General features: G+C 68.7%; 13 protein-coding genes. 5 read left to right on the top strand and 8 right to left on the bottom strand.

Annotated features, from left to right (window positions below):
- Window positions 1-112: 112 nt before the first annotated feature.
- Window positions 113-1,750, top strand: a complete 1,638-nt coding sequence (locus BKA14_RS17425) for a methyl-accepting chemotaxis protein (protein ID WP_239093635.1) — start codon at window positions 113-115, stop codon at window positions 1,748-1,750.
- 23 nt (window positions 1,751-1,773) lie between these two features.
- On the opposite strand, the gene BKA14_RS17420 is transcribed toward BKA14_RS17425, so the two are convergent.
- From BKA14_RS17420 to BKA14_RS17390, 7 genes are all read right to left on the bottom strand, one after another.
- Window positions 1,774-3,276, bottom strand: a complete 1,503-nt coding sequence (locus BKA14_RS17420) for an acyl-CoA dehydrogenase family protein (protein ID WP_184951990.1) — start codon at window positions 3,274-3,276, stop codon at window positions 1,774-1,776.
- Between the two features lie 409 nt (window positions 3,277-3,685).
- Window positions 3,686-4,234 carry a GAF domain-containing protein gene (locus tag BKA14_RS17415; protein ID WP_184951989.1) on the bottom strand — a complete coding sequence of 183 codons (549 nt, stop codon included), beginning with the start codon at window positions 4,232-4,234 and terminating at the stop codon, window positions 3,686-3,688.
- Window positions 4,235-4,251: 17 nt separating this feature from the next.
- Entirely contained in the window at window positions 4,252-4,827 is a 576-nt protein-coding gene (locus BKA14_RS17410) for a GTP-binding protein (RefSeq protein ID WP_184951988.1), read from the bottom strand.
- Window positions 4,805-5,179, bottom strand: a complete 375-nt coding sequence (locus BKA14_RS17405) for a DUF742 domain-containing protein (RefSeq protein WP_184951987.1) — start codon at window positions 5,177-5,179, stop codon at window positions 4,805-4,807. Before BKA14_RS17405 ends, BKA14_RS17410 begins: the two co-directional genes overlap by 23 nt.
- The gene (locus BKA14_RS17400; RefSeq protein WP_184951985.1) at window positions 5,176-5,610 is read right to left on the bottom strand and encodes a roadblock/LC7 domain-containing protein; all 435 of its coding nucleotides are present in this window, start codon (window positions 5,608-5,610) and stop codon (window positions 5,176-5,178) included. Before BKA14_RS17400 ends, BKA14_RS17405 begins: the two co-directional genes overlap by 4 nt.
- A 35-nt stretch (window positions 5,611-5,645) precedes the next feature.
- Complete coding sequence (locus tag BKA14_RS17395; protein ID WP_184951983.1) at window positions 5,646-7,055, bottom strand: sensor histidine kinase; 1,410 nt, start codon at window positions 7,053-7,055, stop codon at window positions 5,646-5,648.
- A gap of 232 nt (window positions 7,056-7,287) precedes the next feature.
- A complete protein-coding gene (locus tag BKA14_RS17390) occupies window positions 7,288-8,928 on the bottom strand; it encodes a glycoside hydrolase family 27 protein (RefSeq protein WP_184951982.1) in 1,641 nt (546 codons plus the stop codon).
- Window positions 8,929-9,383: 455 nt separating this feature from the next.
- Here BKA14_RS17390 and BKA14_RS17385 point away from each other — a divergent pair, with 455 nt between their 5' ends.
- Complete coding sequence (locus BKA14_RS17385; RefSeq protein ID WP_184951980.1) at window positions 9,384-11,423, top strand: family 43 glycosylhydrolase; 2,040 nt, start codon at window positions 9,384-9,386, stop codon at window positions 11,421-11,423.
- A gap of 283 nt (window positions 11,424-11,706) precedes the next feature.
- Here the strand turns inward: BKA14_RS17385 and BKA14_RS17380 are convergent, their stop codons facing one another.
- Window positions 11,707-11,859, bottom strand: coding sequence for a hypothetical protein (locus BKA14_RS17380; protein ID WP_203722886.1), 153 nt, complete (start codon window positions 11,857-11,859; stop codon window positions 11,707-11,709).
- Window positions 11,860-12,119: 260 nt separating this feature from the next.
- Here BKA14_RS17380 and BKA14_RS17375 point away from each other — a divergent pair, with 260 nt between their 5' ends.
- The 3 genes from BKA14_RS17375 (at window position 12,120) to BKA14_RS17365 (ending at window position 16,646) form a co-directional block, all read left to right on the top strand.
- Window positions 12,120-12,572: an HAD-IIIA family hydrolase gene (locus tag BKA14_RS17375; protein ID WP_184951979.1), complete on the top strand. Its 453-nt coding sequence runs from the start codon at window positions 12,120-12,122 to the stop codon at window positions 12,570-12,572.
- Window positions 12,573-12,951: 379 nt separating this feature from the next.
- On the top strand, window positions 12,952-13,983 hold the full coding sequence (locus BKA14_RS17370) for a LacI family DNA-binding transcriptional regulator (protein WP_184951977.1): 1,032 nt from the start codon (window positions 12,952-12,954) through the stop codon (window positions 13,981-13,983).
- 452 nt (window positions 13,984-14,435) lie between these two features.
- The gene (locus BKA14_RS17365) at window positions 14,436-16,646 is read left to right on the top strand and encodes a pectate lyase-like domain-containing protein (protein ID WP_184951975.1); all 2,211 of its coding nucleotides are present in this window, start codon (window positions 14,436-14,438) and stop codon (window positions 16,644-16,646) included.
- Window positions 16,647-16,804: the final 158 nt, after the last annotated feature.

Raw genomic sequence — 16,804 nt, 5'->3', positions numbered from 1 at the left:
CGACCGCTCAACGACGCCAGCCGCCGTACCCCTGCGCCTCGTTTCGAGGTAGCTGTCGCGCATCTTGCCCTCGCCGGTACCGGACGGATGTTTTGCTGTATCGAGGGCGGCCGTGACCGCCTCCGTGACCGGCGAGAGCAGTGAGAACTCGGGAGATCGTGTGCTGCGACTGCTGACCGACAGGCGGGTCGGTACGAAGATCATGCTGGCTGTTCTGCTGGTGGTGCTGATCAGCGTCGCGGACGGGCTGCTGGCGCTGAGCAGCCTCGGCGCCACGAACGCCGACGTCAAGGACGGCTATCGGCAGAGCCAGGAGCTCGACAACGTCGGTAATCTGCGGTCGGCGGTCAACCGGGTGTGGCTGGCCGCCGACGACTATCTGCTCGCGCCCGACACGGCCGGCCGGACGCAGGCCCGATCGGCTCTGGAAACCGCCGAGAACCAGGTCAGCCAGTACACCGACGCCCACCAGACGTTTCCGCTGCCCGCTGTGGCCGCCGCCGCGCTGGCCACGTTCCGGCAAGACTGGACCGCGTACGAAGCCACTTTGACGGACCAGGTGCTGCCGCTGGTGGCCGCCGGGGACGCACGCCGGTTGCAGACAGCGCGCAAGGGGGTGCTGGCCACCGCGCAAGATGCCGTACGGATCCACCTGAGCGCGCTGGCGGACTCGACGGTGCAGGCCGCAGCTGATCAGCAGGCCGCCGCGGAGAGCCGCTACCAGGCCACCAAGTGGTGGGTGATCGCGCTGCTGGTCGGGGGCACGCTGATCGGCGTGGGGCTGGCCGTCGGGATCACCCGGCTGATCGTGCGGCCCCTGGCGCGATGCATGCACGCGCTCGCCCGGCTCGGCCGCGGTGACCTCACCGTACGCGTCCAGGTCCATTCGGCGGACGAGGTGGGCCAGATGGCGGAGGCGGTCAACGAGACCGCCGCGGCCATGGCCGCCACCGTGGGCCGGGTGTCCTCCAGCTCCGAGTTGCTGGCGTCGGCGTCCGAGCAGCTGACGTCGGTCTCGAGCCAGTTGTCGGCCTCGGCCGAGCGGACTTCGGCCCAGGTGGCCACGGTGTCCGCCTCGGCCGACACGGTCTCGGACGGGGTGCACGCGGTGTCGGCGGGCGCGGAGCAGATGGGGCTGTCGATCCGCGAGATCTCCACCAGTGCCAACGAGGCGGCCGGCGTCGCGTCCGAAGCTGCCCGTACGGCCGAGTCGACCAACACCAGCGTGGCCCGGCTCGGTGCGGCCTCCGCTCAGATCGGCAGCGTCGTCGCCGTGATCACCTCGATCGCCGAGCAGACCAACCTGCTGGCGTTGAACGCCACCATCGAGGCGGCCCGGGCCGGGGAAGCGGGCAAGGGTTTCGCGGTGGTCGCCTCCGAGGTCAAGGATCTGGCCCAGGAGACCGCGCGCGCCACGCAGCAGATCACCGCGCAGGTGTCCGCGATCCAGGCCGAGACCGGTAACGCGGTCGCCGCGATCCAGGACATCGCCGAAGTGATCGGCACGATCAACAACTACGCCACCACGATCGCCGCCGCCGTGGAGGAACAGACCGCCACCACAGCCGAGATCGCCCGCAGTGTCGGGCAGGCCGCCGAGGGTTCGTCGAACATCGCCGGCACGATTGCCGGGGTGGCTCTGGCCGCCCAGCAGGTCACCTCAGGCGCGTCCGAGACTCAGCAGACGGCCGCCGAACTGGCCCGCACAGCCGCAGACCTGCAGACGACGGTGTCGACGTACCGCGTCTGAGAACGGTGACTCGGTGCGCTCGGTCATCGCAGGAGGGGGTCGGGTCGCCACTCCTCGGCCGGCCAGCGCCGCTGGTCGATGTCGCCGATGACCTGGGCGTAGTCGGCGACGTGGTCGTCGAACTCGGCCCGGGTGGGCAGGTGCCGGTGCGGGCCGTAGGCCCGGTGCAGACGGCGCTGGAGCTGGTGCTCGGTCCACGAGGCGGTATACGCGTGCATCGCCGAGCGGTGCGCGGCCTCGCCGGTCAGCATCGTCAGCAGGGCCCAGCAGGCCAGTTCCCCGACGAGCGCCGCATGAATGTGCCGGGCGGCGGCCTCGTCGGGGCGGTCGGCGGCGATCTGCGCGACCTGGTCGATCAGATGCAGGACCGGTGCCGACGGGTGGGTCCGGCGGACCAGTTTCGCAAAGGAGTCGGGATGCCGGGTCAATGTTGTGCCCAGATAAACCGAGAGGGCCTCGGTCGAGCCCTCGAATATCCGGAACAGCCGGTAATCGCGAAAGTGCTGACCGACGGTGTTGGTGTCGAGAAAGCCGCGGGCGCCCAATACTTGCAATGCCGTGTCGATAGCATTCCAGCCCAGCTCGCACCCGAGTATCTTTGCGCAGAAATACCAGGCGTCGGGCACGTCCCGGCCGTCGTCGCGCCCGCTCGCGATATGCGAAGTCAGCGTCTCGACTGCTTGGACGGCGGCGCCGGCCCCGGCCAGCACCTCCCGTATGCGACCGTTCTCGGCCAGCGAACCGGTGGCCACCGCTCGCCCTTTGGTGAATCTCTGAGCCAGCTCCAGCGACCGCATGGCCGCGCCCATCACCATCGCCGCCAACACCGCCCGGCCGCCCATGAACGCCGCTTTGGCGGTGGCCAGGCCGTCCCCTTCCAGGCCGAGTAATGCGGCCGGGGGCACCCGAAGGTTATTGAAGGTGAGATCGTACTGGGGCACCGCCCGCAGGCCGAGGGTGAGCATTTCCGCGCCGATGCCGAAGCCCGGTGTGCGGCTGTCGACCAGGAAGCCGGTGATGCCCAGATGGCGCCCGCGCTCGTCGCGAAGCCCGGCGAAGACGTTGACGTACCGCGCATCCCCGCCCAGCGATATCCACTTCTTGGCGCCATTGATCGTGTAGGAGCCGTCGGCGTGCCGGATCGCGCTTGTGGTCATGCCCCGGACGTGCGAGCCGACCGCCGGTTCGCTGATCGCGCTGGTGGTCAGCGCTTGTCCTGCGGCCAGGCGCGGCAGCACCTGGCCTTTGACGTCCTCGGTCGCCGAAAGCAGGATAGGTGCTATCCCGAGGGTGTTGTGAACCGCGCAGAAGATGGCGAGGTTGGCGTCGATGGCGCCGAGCTGGGTGAAAACCCGGTTCGTGTCCGTGTGCGACAGGCTTTGCCCGCCGAGCGCTTGTGGGATCTGCAGGCCCAAAAGGCCGGCGTCGGCGAAATCGGATATCATTGCCGGGGGCAGAGAACGGCGCTCGTCCATGAGCCGAGAATTGAGGAAATTCTGGGCGTACGTGCGCAGGAAGACCAGCATATCATTCGTCGATGATGGTTCCGGTCGACCCGCGGCTGACGTATGGAAAACAGTGTCCGGGTGATAGGCTCTGGTTTCCAAAATGCGCTCCTGGGGGAATTCGATATTCACCGGCGGTGGGCGTGCTTCGGTGCGGCCGGGTTGAATATCGCATGCCGGTGCGGACGCTGCCTCAGGCGTGAGGGATCGCCGGAATGGTGCACCCGGGCGGCGGCCGAATCGGTGGTCGGGCGTACGTCGGTCTCTGTCCCGACCGAACTCTACAACGAAGCCCTCGGTTCCTCAACGGGGTCGTATCGTCACCCGAAGTAAGGGGCGCGTGGTGTGGGCGGCCGTTCGTCGCCGATTCCTGCAACTTGCAGAAGGCGGACCCTTTTGCCCCGGAACGGAGAAGCGAAAAGGTCTTTCTTCAGTCGCGGCCCTCACGGGCCTGAATGTGCGACACCAGTTCCGCGGCGAGCGATTTGATGGTTTCGAGCCCGGGCCGGCCCCAGGGTCGCGGCTCGACGTCGACCACGCAGACCGTGCCCAGCGCGATACCGGTCCGGTCGATCAACGGCGCGCCCAGATACGACCGGATGCCGATCTCGTCCACCACCGGGTTGCCGGCGAATCGTGGATAGTCGCAGACGTCGTCGAGCACCAGTGCCTTGCGCCGCACCACGACGTGCGGGCAGTACCCGTGCGCCCGCGAGAACGTGCGGCCGGCCAGCCCGGCCCGCAGAGCCGCGGGAACGGTGGCGCCGGTGTACAGGCCACCCAGGAACTGACGGTCCTGCTGGATGAAGTTCACCATGGCCAGCGGTGCCTTGGTGATGTCGCCGACCCGCTGCGCGAACTCGTCCAGGTGCGGATTCGCGTCGTCGCCCAGGCCGAGCTCGGTCAACCGGCGCATGCGGGCCGGAATCTCCGGGTCGGCCGGGGTGAGGAGGTGGTGTCCGGAGAGGTCATAGATCATGCCGGGGCTCCGTTCGATCATCGGCAGGCCCGCTGGGCCAGGAGGTGATGGATCAGGTTGATGAGCACGCCGGTGGCGGAGCGCTGATCACGCGCGTCACACAGCACGATCGGCGTGTCCGGCTTCAGGTCGAGGGCGCTGCGCACGTCGTCCGACTCGTACCGGCAGGCCGGGTCGAACTCGTTGACGGCGATGAGAAACCCGATGCCCCGCGACTCGAAGAAGTCGACGGCGGGAAAGCAGTCCTCCAGCCGCCGGGTGTCGGCCAGCACGACCGCACCCATGGCGCCGCTGGACAACTCGTCCCACATGAACCAGAAACGCTCCTGGCCGGGCGTGCCGAACAGGTAGAGCACGTGGTCCCGGCTGATCGTGATCCGGCCGAAGTCCATCGCGACGGTGGTTGTGCACTTGCCCTCGACGCCGGTCAGCCTGTCCGTGCCCACGCCGGCGGTCGTCAGCAGTTCCTCGGTGTGCAGCGGCTCTATCTCGCTGACCGCGCCGACGAAGGTCGTCTTGCCCACGCCGAAGCCACCCGCGATCAGCAGCTTGAGCGCGGACGGGAACCCGTCAGATCCGTCGTTCAAGGGCATTGAGGATGGTCTCCAGTACCGTCAGATCGGTGAGATCGGCCATCGGGTCCGGGGCGTGGGTGTCCACCACGCCCCAGTCCACCAGGTCGGAGAGAAGGATCTTGGTGACGACCGCGGGGAGCCGGAGCCGGGCCGCGACCTCGGCCACGGTGGTCACACTGCCGCACAGGCGCAGTGCCTGGGCGTGCTCCGGGCCCAGCTGACCGTGCGGCTGACGGCCCGTGGCGATCACCATCGACAGCAGTTCCATCCGAGTGGTCGGCTCGGTGCGGCCGTTGCTGATCGTGTACGGCCGGATGAGCCGTCCCGCGGCGTCGTCGAACCAGTGCTCGCCGGTGTCCAGCACACTCACTGGCCGCGAACGCTCAGGAACTCGGAATCGTGCCGCGCCGGGGTCGACAGGTACGGCCTTACGCTCTTGACCAGCTGAGCCATCTCGTAACCGAGGACGCCCGGATCGGCGCCTTTACCCGCCACGACGGCCAGCACCGCCCCGGAGCCGGCCGCCGAGACGAACAACAGTGCCTCCTCCAGTTCGGCCACCACCTGCCGGACGCTGTCGCTGCCCCCGAACCGGGTGCCGGCGCTGCGGGCCAGGGAGAACAGTCCCGACGCGACAGCGGCCAAGTGGTCCGCGCCGTCGTCGTCGAGCCCGTGGGCGGCCTTGCGCAGCCCGTCGGACGACAGGAGCAGCGCGCTGGTGGTGTCCGGGACCCGGTCGACCAGACTCGACAACAACCAGACCAGGTCCTGGGACGTACGGGGGGATTCGGTGCGCGACATGAGGGTCGGGCCTTTCTGCGATCGGGAGCCGTTGGTCAGCCATGACTGTCGGGGCCGGGCCGGTCGGCTTCGCCCTGCGAGACGCCGCTCATGAACGAGGCCATCAGGCCCGGCGCGTGCTCGCCGGCCGGATCGGTCACCGGGCGCGGCGGTCCCAGCTGCAGTTGCGGCGCCATGTGGGTCTGCCGGCGGCGGCGCGGCAGCGGAGGCCGCGACGGCGTGGCTTGCGGTTGCTGCTCCGCTCCGACGACTCGGCCGGCCGCGTCGGGACCGCGGCCCGCGAAGGAAGGGGATCCGGTCTCGACGGAAACGGCAACCGAGGGGGCGGCCGGGCGGACCGAGCGCGGAAGAATCTCGGTGGGTTCTTCGGTGTGACTCGGCGCGTCCACCCGGGACGGCCGGTTCTCCCGTACGGGGAACCGGTGCTGCTGAGGAATTCTGCGCTCGAGAGGGGGCCGGTGCGCCGCCTCCAGCCGCTCCGGCGGCTGGGGCAGGCTCGGCCGTGACGCCTCGGGAGCGGCCTCCAGAGCCGTGCCGAGCAGCAGTGGCGGCAGGATGACCACGGCCTGGGTGCCACCGTAGATATTGGTCTGCAACTGCACGACGATCCCGTGCTGCCGGGCGATCATCGCCACCACGTAGAGCCCGATCCGCCCGTCCCGCAGCAGGTCGTCGAGGTTGGTGTCGTCGGGGTGGACCAGCAACTGGTTGACCCGGTCGAGGTCGGCGCGCTGCATGCCGAGACCACGGTCCTCGACCTCGATCGCCATCCCGGCCGCGACCGGCTGCGCCCGCAGCAGCACCTGGGTGTGCGGCGGCGCGAACATCGTCGCGTTCTCGATCAGCTCGGCGATCAGGTGGATGACACTGGCGACGGCATGCCCGGGCAGGGTCCCCTCGATCGGCGGCACCAGCTTGACCCGCGAGTAGTGCTCGACCTCGGCCACCGCTGAGCGCAGCACCTCGGTCAGCGCGACCGGACGGCTCCACTGCCGCCGGGACACCGACCCGCCCAGTACCGCCAGGTTCTCCGCGTGCCGCCGGATCCGGGTCGCCAGGTGGTCGACCTGGAACAGGCCCTTGAGCAGGTCGGGGTCCTCGACCTCGTGCTCCAGCCCGTCGAGCAGCTTGATCTCGCGGTGCACCAGTGATTGCAGCCGCCGGGACAGGTTGACGAACACCTCGACGTGCCGGCCGTCGGCGGGCGCAGCCGGCGCCCGTACGGGCTCGGTCGTCTGCACCTGCCGAAGCCGCTCGGTCAGCTGCTCGACCTCGGTGCGGGCCGCGGCCAGCGCGGACCGGGTCTCGGTGAGCGTGGACGCCTCGTCGGCGGCCGGGGCGAGAAGCGCGCCCGGGCGGCCCGCGGAACGCCGGCCCGCCCAGGCGGCCAAAACGATCGCGCTCAGCACCGCGATCGCGGCGATGAGATAAAAAATGGCGACCATGAGCATCCTTGAATTCGGCAATGCGGCACTGTCCGGTCGGTGGGGAAGTCATTCACTGTAGGCGGGCCGAGAGGCGTGACCAAGGTGCGAATGACGTCCGGCATCGATCCGGTGAATCGGATGCTCTCGATGCAGTTATCTCTCATCTGTTCGGGTGAATCGGCCGTGACGAGTGACCTGAACCGGGGTTAGGGTCCCGATGGTCACCGTCTGCCCGGAACCGGGTCCGGGATCAGCGGCGCGTCCATTTCTGGTTGGCGGCGCCGTTGCAGGTCCACAGCAGAACCAGGGTGCCGTTCGCGGTCAGGTTCCGATCGACATCCAGGCACAGCCCGGACTGGTTGTTGCGGATGGCGCCGTCGGCCTGGAAGGTCCATTGCTGATTGGCGCCGCCGTTGCAGTCCCAGATCTGCGCCTTGGCGCCGGCCCCGGCGTTCAGCGGCGCGTCGAGGCACTTGCCGAGGGCCTGCAGAGTCTGACCGGAGACCGTCCATCGTTGGTTGGCCGCGGTGCCGCAGTCCCAGATGACCGGCTGGGTGCCGTTGGCGGTGTTGCTCTGCGGGACGTCCAGGCAGCGCCCGGAGGACGAGCTGACCAGCGCGCCCGAGGAGGGGGTGGCGGTGCCACCGCCGCTGACCCGGTAGACCACGGTGCCGTGCGCGGGGACGGAAGCGCTGATCGCCCCCGAAGTGGTGGTCACGGCGCCGGTCCAGGCATCGGTGAGGGTGAAGGAGCTGCCGCTCTTGCCGATGGCGGCCGCGCTGGTGGTCATCGTGGCGGCGCTGGAGCCGGGGTTGTAGAGCGCGACGGCGACATCTCCGCCGGCCAGCGGCTTGGCCAGCACGCGGCGGCCGCCGTCGTTGGCCACCTGGGCGCCTTGCCGGCCCAGGGTGTCCTGGTTGATGGCGATCAGCCGGCTGTTCTTGAGGATCGTGGACGTGGCGCTGTCCATGGACCGGACGTCGTTGCCGGCGATCAGCGGGGACGCCATGACTGCCCACATCGCGAAGTGCGTGCGCATCTCCGTGTCGGTCATCCCGCCTCGGCCGACCACCATCATGTCGGGGTCGGTGAAGCCGCCCGGCCCGGCGTACCCGGCCAGGGGAACGGTGATGTCGATGATGTTCTTGACACCCATCGGATAGCCGTTGGTGTTGCCGGTGTCCCACCGGTTGGTGATGTCCTCCGTGGTGCGCCACATGTTGGCCACGTCGCCCCAGTTGCGCTGGGGGCCGGTGCAGCAGTGGAAGCTGTTCGAGTTGATGCTGAACACGATGGGCCGGCCCGTGGCGCGCAGCGCGTCGCGCATCTTGGCGAACGTGGCGACCTGGTCGTTGATGGTGCCGCTGCCGTCGCACCAGTCGTACTTCAGGAAGTCGACGCCCCACGCGGCGAACTGGTTGGCGTCCTGCACCTCGTGGCCCCGGCTGCCGGTCGAGCCAGGGTAGGTGCCGACGCTCTGCGCGCAGGTGCGAGCGCCGGGCACCTGATAGATGCCGAACTTCAGCCCGCGGGCGTGCAGGTAGTCACCGAGCGCGCGCATGCCGGACGGGAACCGGGACGCGTTGGCCTGCAGGTTGCCGCTGCTGTCGCGGTTGGGGTCGAACCAGCAGTCGTCGACGACGACGTACTGATAACCCAGGTCGCGCATCCCGTTGCTGACCAGCGCGTCCGCCGTCTGCTTGATCAGCGTCTCGTTGATGTTGCAACCGAACGTGTTCCACGTGTTCCAGCCCATCGGTGGGGTCCGGGCGACGCCGTTCTCCAGCGCCTGAGCCGGCGGCGGCCGCAACACAGCGGCTCCCACCGCCATGACGATTGCCACCACCGCGAACACGACGACCCATCCCCGGGCCAGTGCCTGTCGAGTCATTTCTCCTCCTTATGAAAACCAGTAGTTATTTCCGCTCCGCGCGCCTTTCCCGGCGAGCTGGAAAACATGATCGGAATTGATGGACGTCATTGACCGATTTCTCCGCGGGTCCCGGCGCGGCGCCTCCCGGATCGGCGCGGACCGAGGGTGTTGCCGCACCCCGATGCCCGCCGGTGCTCGGCTCGGCCGCATCGATCAGCCATGCCGGCGTGCCGGCTCGGGGCCGGGATTTCGCGAGAGGGCGGGCCGATGTTCCGCACGGACGAGCAGTTAGCGTTCACAGGTATAACCGTCTGGCGTCGCTGCTGGCAAGGGGCGAAGAAGGTCCCGAAAAAGTGTTACGGATCGGCCTCCGAGTCAGTCCAGGAATCTGTCAACTTCGATGCCTTGAGGAGCCGGTCACATTCTGGCAACCTTGGCGTAATCCACTATGTGAACGCTCACAGGAGCTTGCCATGCGACTTCGACTGACCGCCCTCGTCGCGGTTCTGCTCACCGGCGCCGCGGTGCTGCTGAGCGCGCCCGCCGCCGAAGCGGCGACGGTGGACACCTCGGCCTGGTACGTGCTGGTCAACCGGACGAGCGGCAAGGCCCTCGACGTCTACAACCTGTCCACTGCCGACGGCGCGCGGATCACCCAGTGGGCCCGCAACGACGGCAACCAGCAGCAGTGGCAGTTCGTCGACTCCGGTGGCGGCTTCTACCGCCTCAAGTCGCGCCACTCCGGCAAGGTGCTCGACGTGGCGGGGGCCTCCACCGCCAACGGCGCGGCCGTCAACCAGTGGACCGACAACAACGCGACCAACCAGCAGTTCCGCCTGGCCGACTCCGACGGCGGCTACGTCCGCCTGATCGCCCGGCACAGCAGCAAGGCGGTCGAGGTGCAGAACGCCGCCACCACCGACGGCGCGAACGTCGTGCAGTACGACGACTGGGGCGGCGGCAACCAGCAGTGGCAGCTCGTGCGGGTCGGCGGCGGCACGACCAACCCGCCGTCCGGCACCTTCACCAACCCCGTGGTCTGGCAGGACTTCGCCGACGGCGACATCATCCGGGTCGGGGACGCCTACTACTGGTCGGCCTCGAACATGCACTACTCGCCCGGTGCGCCCATCCTGCGCTCGTACGACCTGGTCAACTGGGAGTACGCGGGTCACTCGGTGCCCCGGCTCGACTTCGACTCCGCGGCCTACGACCTGAGCGGCTCCCGGGCGTACGTCAAGGGGGTCTTCGCCTCGACCATGCAGTACCGGCGCAGCACCAGCACGTACTACTGGATCGGCTGCATCGAGTACAACCGCACCTACGTCTACACCGCCTCCGCGGTCGACGGCACCTGGCAGAAGAAAGCTCGGATCAACAACTGCTACTACGACGCCGGGCTGCTGATCGACGACAACGACACCATGTACGTCGCGTACGGCAACACGACCATCAACGTGGCCCAGCTGTCGGCCGACGGGACCAGTCAGGTGCGTTCCCAGCAGGTGTTCCAAACCCCGTCCAGCGTCGGCACGCTCGAAGGCGCCCGGTTCTACAAGCGCAACGGCTACTACTACATCTGGCTCACCCGCCCGGCCAACGGTCAGTACGTGCTGCGGTCGAGCAGTCCCTTCGGCCCGTACGAGATGAGGCAGGTGCTGCTGAACCTGCCGGGCCCGATCTCCGGCGGTGGCGTGCCGCACCAGGGCGGACTCGTGCAGACGCAGAACGGCGACTGGTACTACATGTCCTTCGTCGACGCGTTCCCCGGCGGACGGGTGCCGGCCCTGGCCCCGATCAGCTGGAGCTCGGACGGCTGGCCCGTCCTGCAAACCGTCAACGGCGCCTGGGGCACGACCTACCCCAAGCCGAACATCACCACCGCGCGGACCGTGCAGTCGATGCTGCCGAACGAGACCTTCACCGGCTCCACCCTCGGGCCGCGGTGGGAGTGGAACCACAACCCGGACAACTCCAGGTGGTCGCTGACCAACGGGTTGCAGCTGCAGACGGCGACCGTCACCAACGACCTCTACAACGCCCGCAACACGCTGACCCACCGCGTGCAGGGTCCGGCCTCGACGGCCACTGTCGAGCTCGACTACAGCACGATGCGCGACGGCGACCGTTCCGGTCTGGCCATGCTGCGCGACTCGTCGGCCTGGATCGGTGTACGGCGGGACAACGGCCAGACCCGGGTCGTGATGACCAACGGGCTCACCATGAACAGCAGCTGGGGCACCACCGGCACCGGCGCCGAACAGGCCGGGGCGGCGGTCTCGGGCGGACGGATCTGGCTGCGGGCCCAGGCCGACGTCCGGCCCGGCTCAGGGCGGCAGGCCACCTTCTCCTACAGCACGGACGGGACGAACTTCACCCGGCTCGGCCCCGGATTCACGCTCAACAACGCCTGGCAGTTCTTTCCCGGCTACCGGTTCGCGATGTTCAACTACGCCACCCAGGCGCTGGGCGGATCCGTGACCGTCAAACGCTTCACGATGACCGCTCCGTGACGAAGTCCCGTCACGCCGTTCCCTCGTGTCTTGAGCCGATCGGCGGCGACAGCCACGCCCGCAACAAGTGAAGTCTGGTCTGAACGCTCGCCGCCCGACCGGCGGCGGGCGGCTCAGGAAACAGCCACGTCCGTGGGCACGGCCCAACCGACGGCCCGGATCCACGAAGCCAGATCCAAGGTGGCCGGTTCGATCGCCCGCACCACGGAGAGGTCCGAAGGGCGTCCGGCCTCCCTCCCGAACTGGCGGAACATCGTCCGGTCGAGTTCGTTGGGTAGAACGCTCAGCGGCAGTGCCTCGTACCGTGCCGGGAGTCGTTCCTGACCGCGCAGAGCAGCGTGGCTTGCGAAGGGGTCATGTCGAACTCGGCGAAGATCTGCGCGTACTTGCGTTGAATCAGAACCGAGAGCCAGAAGAGCTTGTCGCCATAGTCCACGCCGATTCCCCTCGCCCGATGGCGGACAGCCAGCCTGCTCGTCACAGGCCGGCGGGCCGCGGAGCGCGTGCTCGATCGCTCCCGCTCCCGGAGCAGGGTGACGATGCCGGCAACCGGCCGCGCTGCGGGGAGCCTCGCCATCTCCGAGCCTCGTCTCTGCCAAGCCCTGTGCGCGATGCTCGGCCGAGCCGGTGCGCCGACGCTGCCCCACCACCCTGGTGCCCTGTCGCCACGGCGGAAGTCGGTCGTACACTCCGGCCGTGACCCTCGTGCCGGCCGTCTTCTTCGACCTCGGCGGCACCTTGCTGGCCCTGGACGGCGACGAGATCGCCCGGGACGAGCGTGGCCGCGTCACCGTCCTGCCCGGCGTCCGCGAACGGCTGGCCGTGCTGGCGGGCAGTCCGGTCTTCGTCGTCACCAACCAGGCCGGCGTCGCCGAGGGCACCCTGACCGAGCGGCAGCTGCAAGCCGACCTGGCTCAGTTGTCGCAGGCGACGGGCGGCGCGGTCACCGACTGGGCGGCCTGTACGCATCGTCGGGATGCCGGGTGCGTCTGCCGCAAGCCGAGGACCGGTCTGGTCGAGGGTCTCGCGAGAACGCACGGCATCGATCTCACCCGCTCCACCATGGTCGGCGACAGCCCTGCCGACCAGCAGATGGCCGTCGCCGCCGGGATGGCCCGGTTCGTCTGGGCCGCTGACTACTTCGGCTGACCTCTGATCTGCAGACCGGCCCCGGCCGCTACCGGCGCGGTTTCGAGACCTGGACGCCAACCGGCCGTGTGGTCCTGGAGGCGTTGCCGACCTCCGGGGACGGCCGATCAGCCGGCGGACCGAGGTGACGCCGTCCAAGGCCGGCGGCGTCGTGAGAGGACATCAACCAGATGTTGCGGCGTCTTTCCGGGCCGACGTCGATCGATGGCATGCCGGGAAGCACTGCGGCGAGCTAAACAACCGCTGGGCGCGGGAGCGCAGCCGTTGGAGAAGTGGCCCGGCGACTGCTGCGCCGCCAGACGGTGATCCCCGCCTGAGCAGGCAGTGGGGCCTCGTTCTCCGGGTTCTCAGAACATTGCCGGGGATCTACGATCGTTTCATGAAACATGAGGCAGCCGCGCGGTTGACCATCCGGGACGTGGCCGCTCGCACCGGGCTGTCGATCGCGACGGTGTCGCGGGTGTTGAACGGCCGGGACAACGTGGCCGCCGCCACCCGGGAGCGCGTGCTGGCCGCCATGGGTGGACTCGGCGACCGGGCCCCCCGCAGACGAGCGAACTCCGCCGCACCGCGGGCCGACAACGGCGTGTACGTGCGCTGCCCGTACGTTCTGACCGACTACCTCGGGCTGATCGTGTCCACGGTGATCGAGGCGCTTCATGCGCGCGGGATGCATGCTGTCGTCGACGCGGGGGAGTCGGCGTGGCGGCACACCGACGTGCTGCCCACGCTGGTGGGCTGGCCGCAGGTTCGCGGAGCCGTCCTCGTCATGCCCGCGGAGACGGGGCAGGAGCTGGCCCGGATGCGTGACCTCGGCTTCCCGTTCGTGATCGTGGATCCGCTGACGCCGCCGCCCGGCAACGTCGTGGCGGTGTCGGCCGCCAACTTCGACGGGGCCCGGCGGATCGCCGCGCATCTGGTCGAGCTGGGGCACCGCCGGGTCGGCGTGCTCGGTGGCCGGCCGCAGTGGCGGGTCAGCGCGGATCGGCTGGCCGGATACACCGCGCCCCTGATGGCGGCCGGGGTGATGCCGAGCGGGGAACTGCTGCGCTCGACCGACGACCCGACCGTGGAGGAGGGTTACCGGCTCGCCGGGGAACTGCTGGACCTGCCGCAGCCGCCGACGGCGCTGGTGGCGTTCAACGACAAGATGGCGGTCGGTGCCTTGCGGGCCGCGACGGCGCGCGGGCTGCGCGTGCCGGACGACCTGTCCGTGGCCGGCTTCGACGACATCGAGCTCAGCCGGATCACGCAACCGATGCTGACCACGGTCCGCCAGCCGCTCGGGGAGATGGGCCGGATGGCCGTGAGTCTGCTCGAACGCATGCTGACCGGCGGCGAGATCGAAGCCTTGCACGTGGAGCTGGGGACCGAGCTGGTGATCCGGGATTCGACGGGTCCCCGGCCCTGACGCATGTTTCATCAGATGATTCACTGAAGTCCTAATATTTCTCTGAATCTTATTGACGTGTTCGGCGCCACCGTGTTTCCTTCTGATGAATCCGTCGGGAGGGCCGGGCAGCCCGTCCGACGGGAAAGCCGACCCGTCCGAGGACCGTCGCTTCTGCCGACCAGGCGCGACGGGGGTCACTCACCGCGCGACCCGTCGTGCGGTTCGACTGATCCCACTGGAGTTCCTCGTGCTGACGGCGGCAGCCATCTCATCCCCACCCCACCGGCGATCTCTCTTGCGCCCGGCGCCCTGAAGGCACGGTGCGCGCCACTCCTCGGTGGTGCGTGCCGAGGTGCCGCCCGTGCCTCGCGGGCGACCCCTCCGGGAAGGCCGGCGCTGCCCGGCGCCGGCCTTCTTCGTCCCCCCGGTTTCCCCCAGGAACCTGTCCCCGTACAGGGAAGGAATCTCGCATGTCGGAAGTGCATCCCCCACGCCGGATCCGGCGTTCCGCAGTGCTCGCCATGGGCGTCTCGGCCGTGGTGGTCGCCGGTGTCGGCGCGGTGACGATGACGAACGCGTTCGCCGCGACCACCGGCTCCCTGATCAACGCCGGCAGTGGCCGCTGCCTCGACGTCATGGACAATTCCACGGCGGACGGCGCGGCCGTGCACATCTGGGACTGCATCGGCACGGTGAACAGCCAGAACTGGACCATCGCCGACAACGGTCAGGTCCAGTCCCAAGGCAAGTGCCTCGACGTGGTGGCGAACGGATCGGCCGACGGCACGCTCGCGCACATGTGGACTTGTTACGACACCGTCGCCACCCAGAAGTGGACGTTGAACGCGTCGGGAGCGCTGGTGAACCAGGCCAACGGCAAATGCCTGGACGTGAAGGACAACGGCACGGCCAACGGCTCCCGGGTGCAGATCTGGGCCTGCGCCGGCACGGCCAACCAGCAGTGGACGCGGTCCGGCGGCACCACCCCGCCGCCGACCACGCCGCCGTCGTCGCCCGGCTCACCGGTGACGAACCCGGACCTCGGCCCCAACGTGTCGGTCTTCGACCCGTCGATGTCGGCCGCGACCATCCAGAACCGGCTGAACCAGGTGTTCCAGCAGCAGGTGACCAACCAGTTCGGCCCGCAGCGGTACGCCCTGCTGTTCAAGCCGGGCACCTACACCACTGACGCCAACGTCGGCTTCTTCACCCAGGTCGCCGGGCTCGGGCTCACCCCGGACCAGACGACGATCAACGGCCGGGTGCACGTCGAGGCGGACTGGTGGCCGGACGGCTCGCAGAACGCCACCCAGAACTTCTGGCGGTCGGCCGAGGGACTGAACGTCCAGCCGACCGGTGGCCTCGACCGGTGGTCGGTGTCGCAGGCGGCCCCGTACCGGCGGATGCACGTACGGGGAAACCTGGCGTTGTCCGACGGTGGCTGGTCCTCCGGCGGCTGGATCTCCGACTCGAAGATCGACGGTCAGATCCAGTCCGGCACCCAGCAGCAGTGGATCACCCGTAACTCCCAGATCGGCTCGTGGACCGGCTCCAACTGGAACCAGGTGTTCGTCGGCGTGCAGGGCGCCCCGGGCACCTCGTTCCCGAACCCGCCGTACACCAATGTGGGGCAGGCCCCGGTGGTCCGGGAGAAGCCGTACCTGTACGTCGACGCGGCGGGCGCGTACCGGGTGTTCGTCCCGGCGGTTCGCCGCAACACCAGCGGGATCAGCTGGGCGTCGGGTAACCCCGCCGGGGAGTCGATCTCGTTGAGCGAGTTCTTCATCGTGCGCCCGGGCGACAGCGCGGCCACCATCAACGCAGCCCTGGCGGCGGGAAAGCACCTACTGGTGACGCCCGGCACCTACAACGTGAACCAGACGATCAACGTCACCCGGGCCAACACCGTGGTGCTCGGCCTCGGCCTGGCCACGTTCGTGCCGCAGGGCGGCATCGTGCCGATGCGCGTGGCCGACGTCGACGGGGTCAAGGTGGCCGGAATCATGTTCGACGCCGGCACCACCAACTCGCCTTTGCTCCTGGAGGTCGGCCCGACGGGCTCCGCGGCCGACCACGCGGCCAACCCGGCCTCGCTGCACGACGTGTTCTTCCGGATCGGCGGCTCGATCGCGGGCAAGGCGACGACCAGCCTGCAGATCAACAGCGACGACGTGATCGGCGACCACACCTGGATCTGGCGTGCCGACCACGGCAACGGCGGCACGGTCGGCTGGACCATCAACACCGCCGACACCGGCCTGGTCGTGACCGGCGACGACGTGACCTTCTACGGCTTGTTCGTCGAGCACTACCAGAAATATCAGACCATTTGGAACGGCGAGAACGGCCGCACCTACTTCTACCAGAACGAGATGCCGTACGACCCGCCGAACCAGGCCGCCTACATGAACGGCTCCACCCGCGGCTACGCCGCATACAAGGTGGCCGACACGGTCAACAACCACCAGGCGTGGGGGCTCGGCTCGTATGCGTTCTTCAACGTCAACCCGTCGGTCGTCAACGAGCGCGCGTTCGAGGTCCCGGCCAAGCCCGGAATCCAGTTCCGCAACATGGTGACCGTCTCGCTCGGCGGAACAGGAACCATCAACCGCGTCATCAACAACAACGGCGGCACCGTCAACAGCGGGAACCAGGTCACCTACCTGACGACCGGACCCTGATGAGGAAGCAGTGACCTGACGGGACCGGAGCGGTGGCGCGCCCATGTGGGCGTGCCACCGCTCCTGCTCTTGATGCAATCAGCGGCATGGAGCGCTCAGATCGGCGAGGGATCGTCCGAAGAGTTCAGAACGGCGATCGCCGGTATTGACTTACGTAC

Origin of the sequence: Paractinoplanes abujensis (assembly GCF_014204895.1) — a bacterium.
Lineage (GTDB): Bacteria > Actinomycetota > Actinomycetes > Mycobacteriales > Micromonosporaceae > Actinoplanes > Actinoplanes abujensis.
This window is presented reverse-complemented; position numbering and strand designations above follow the sequence as displayed.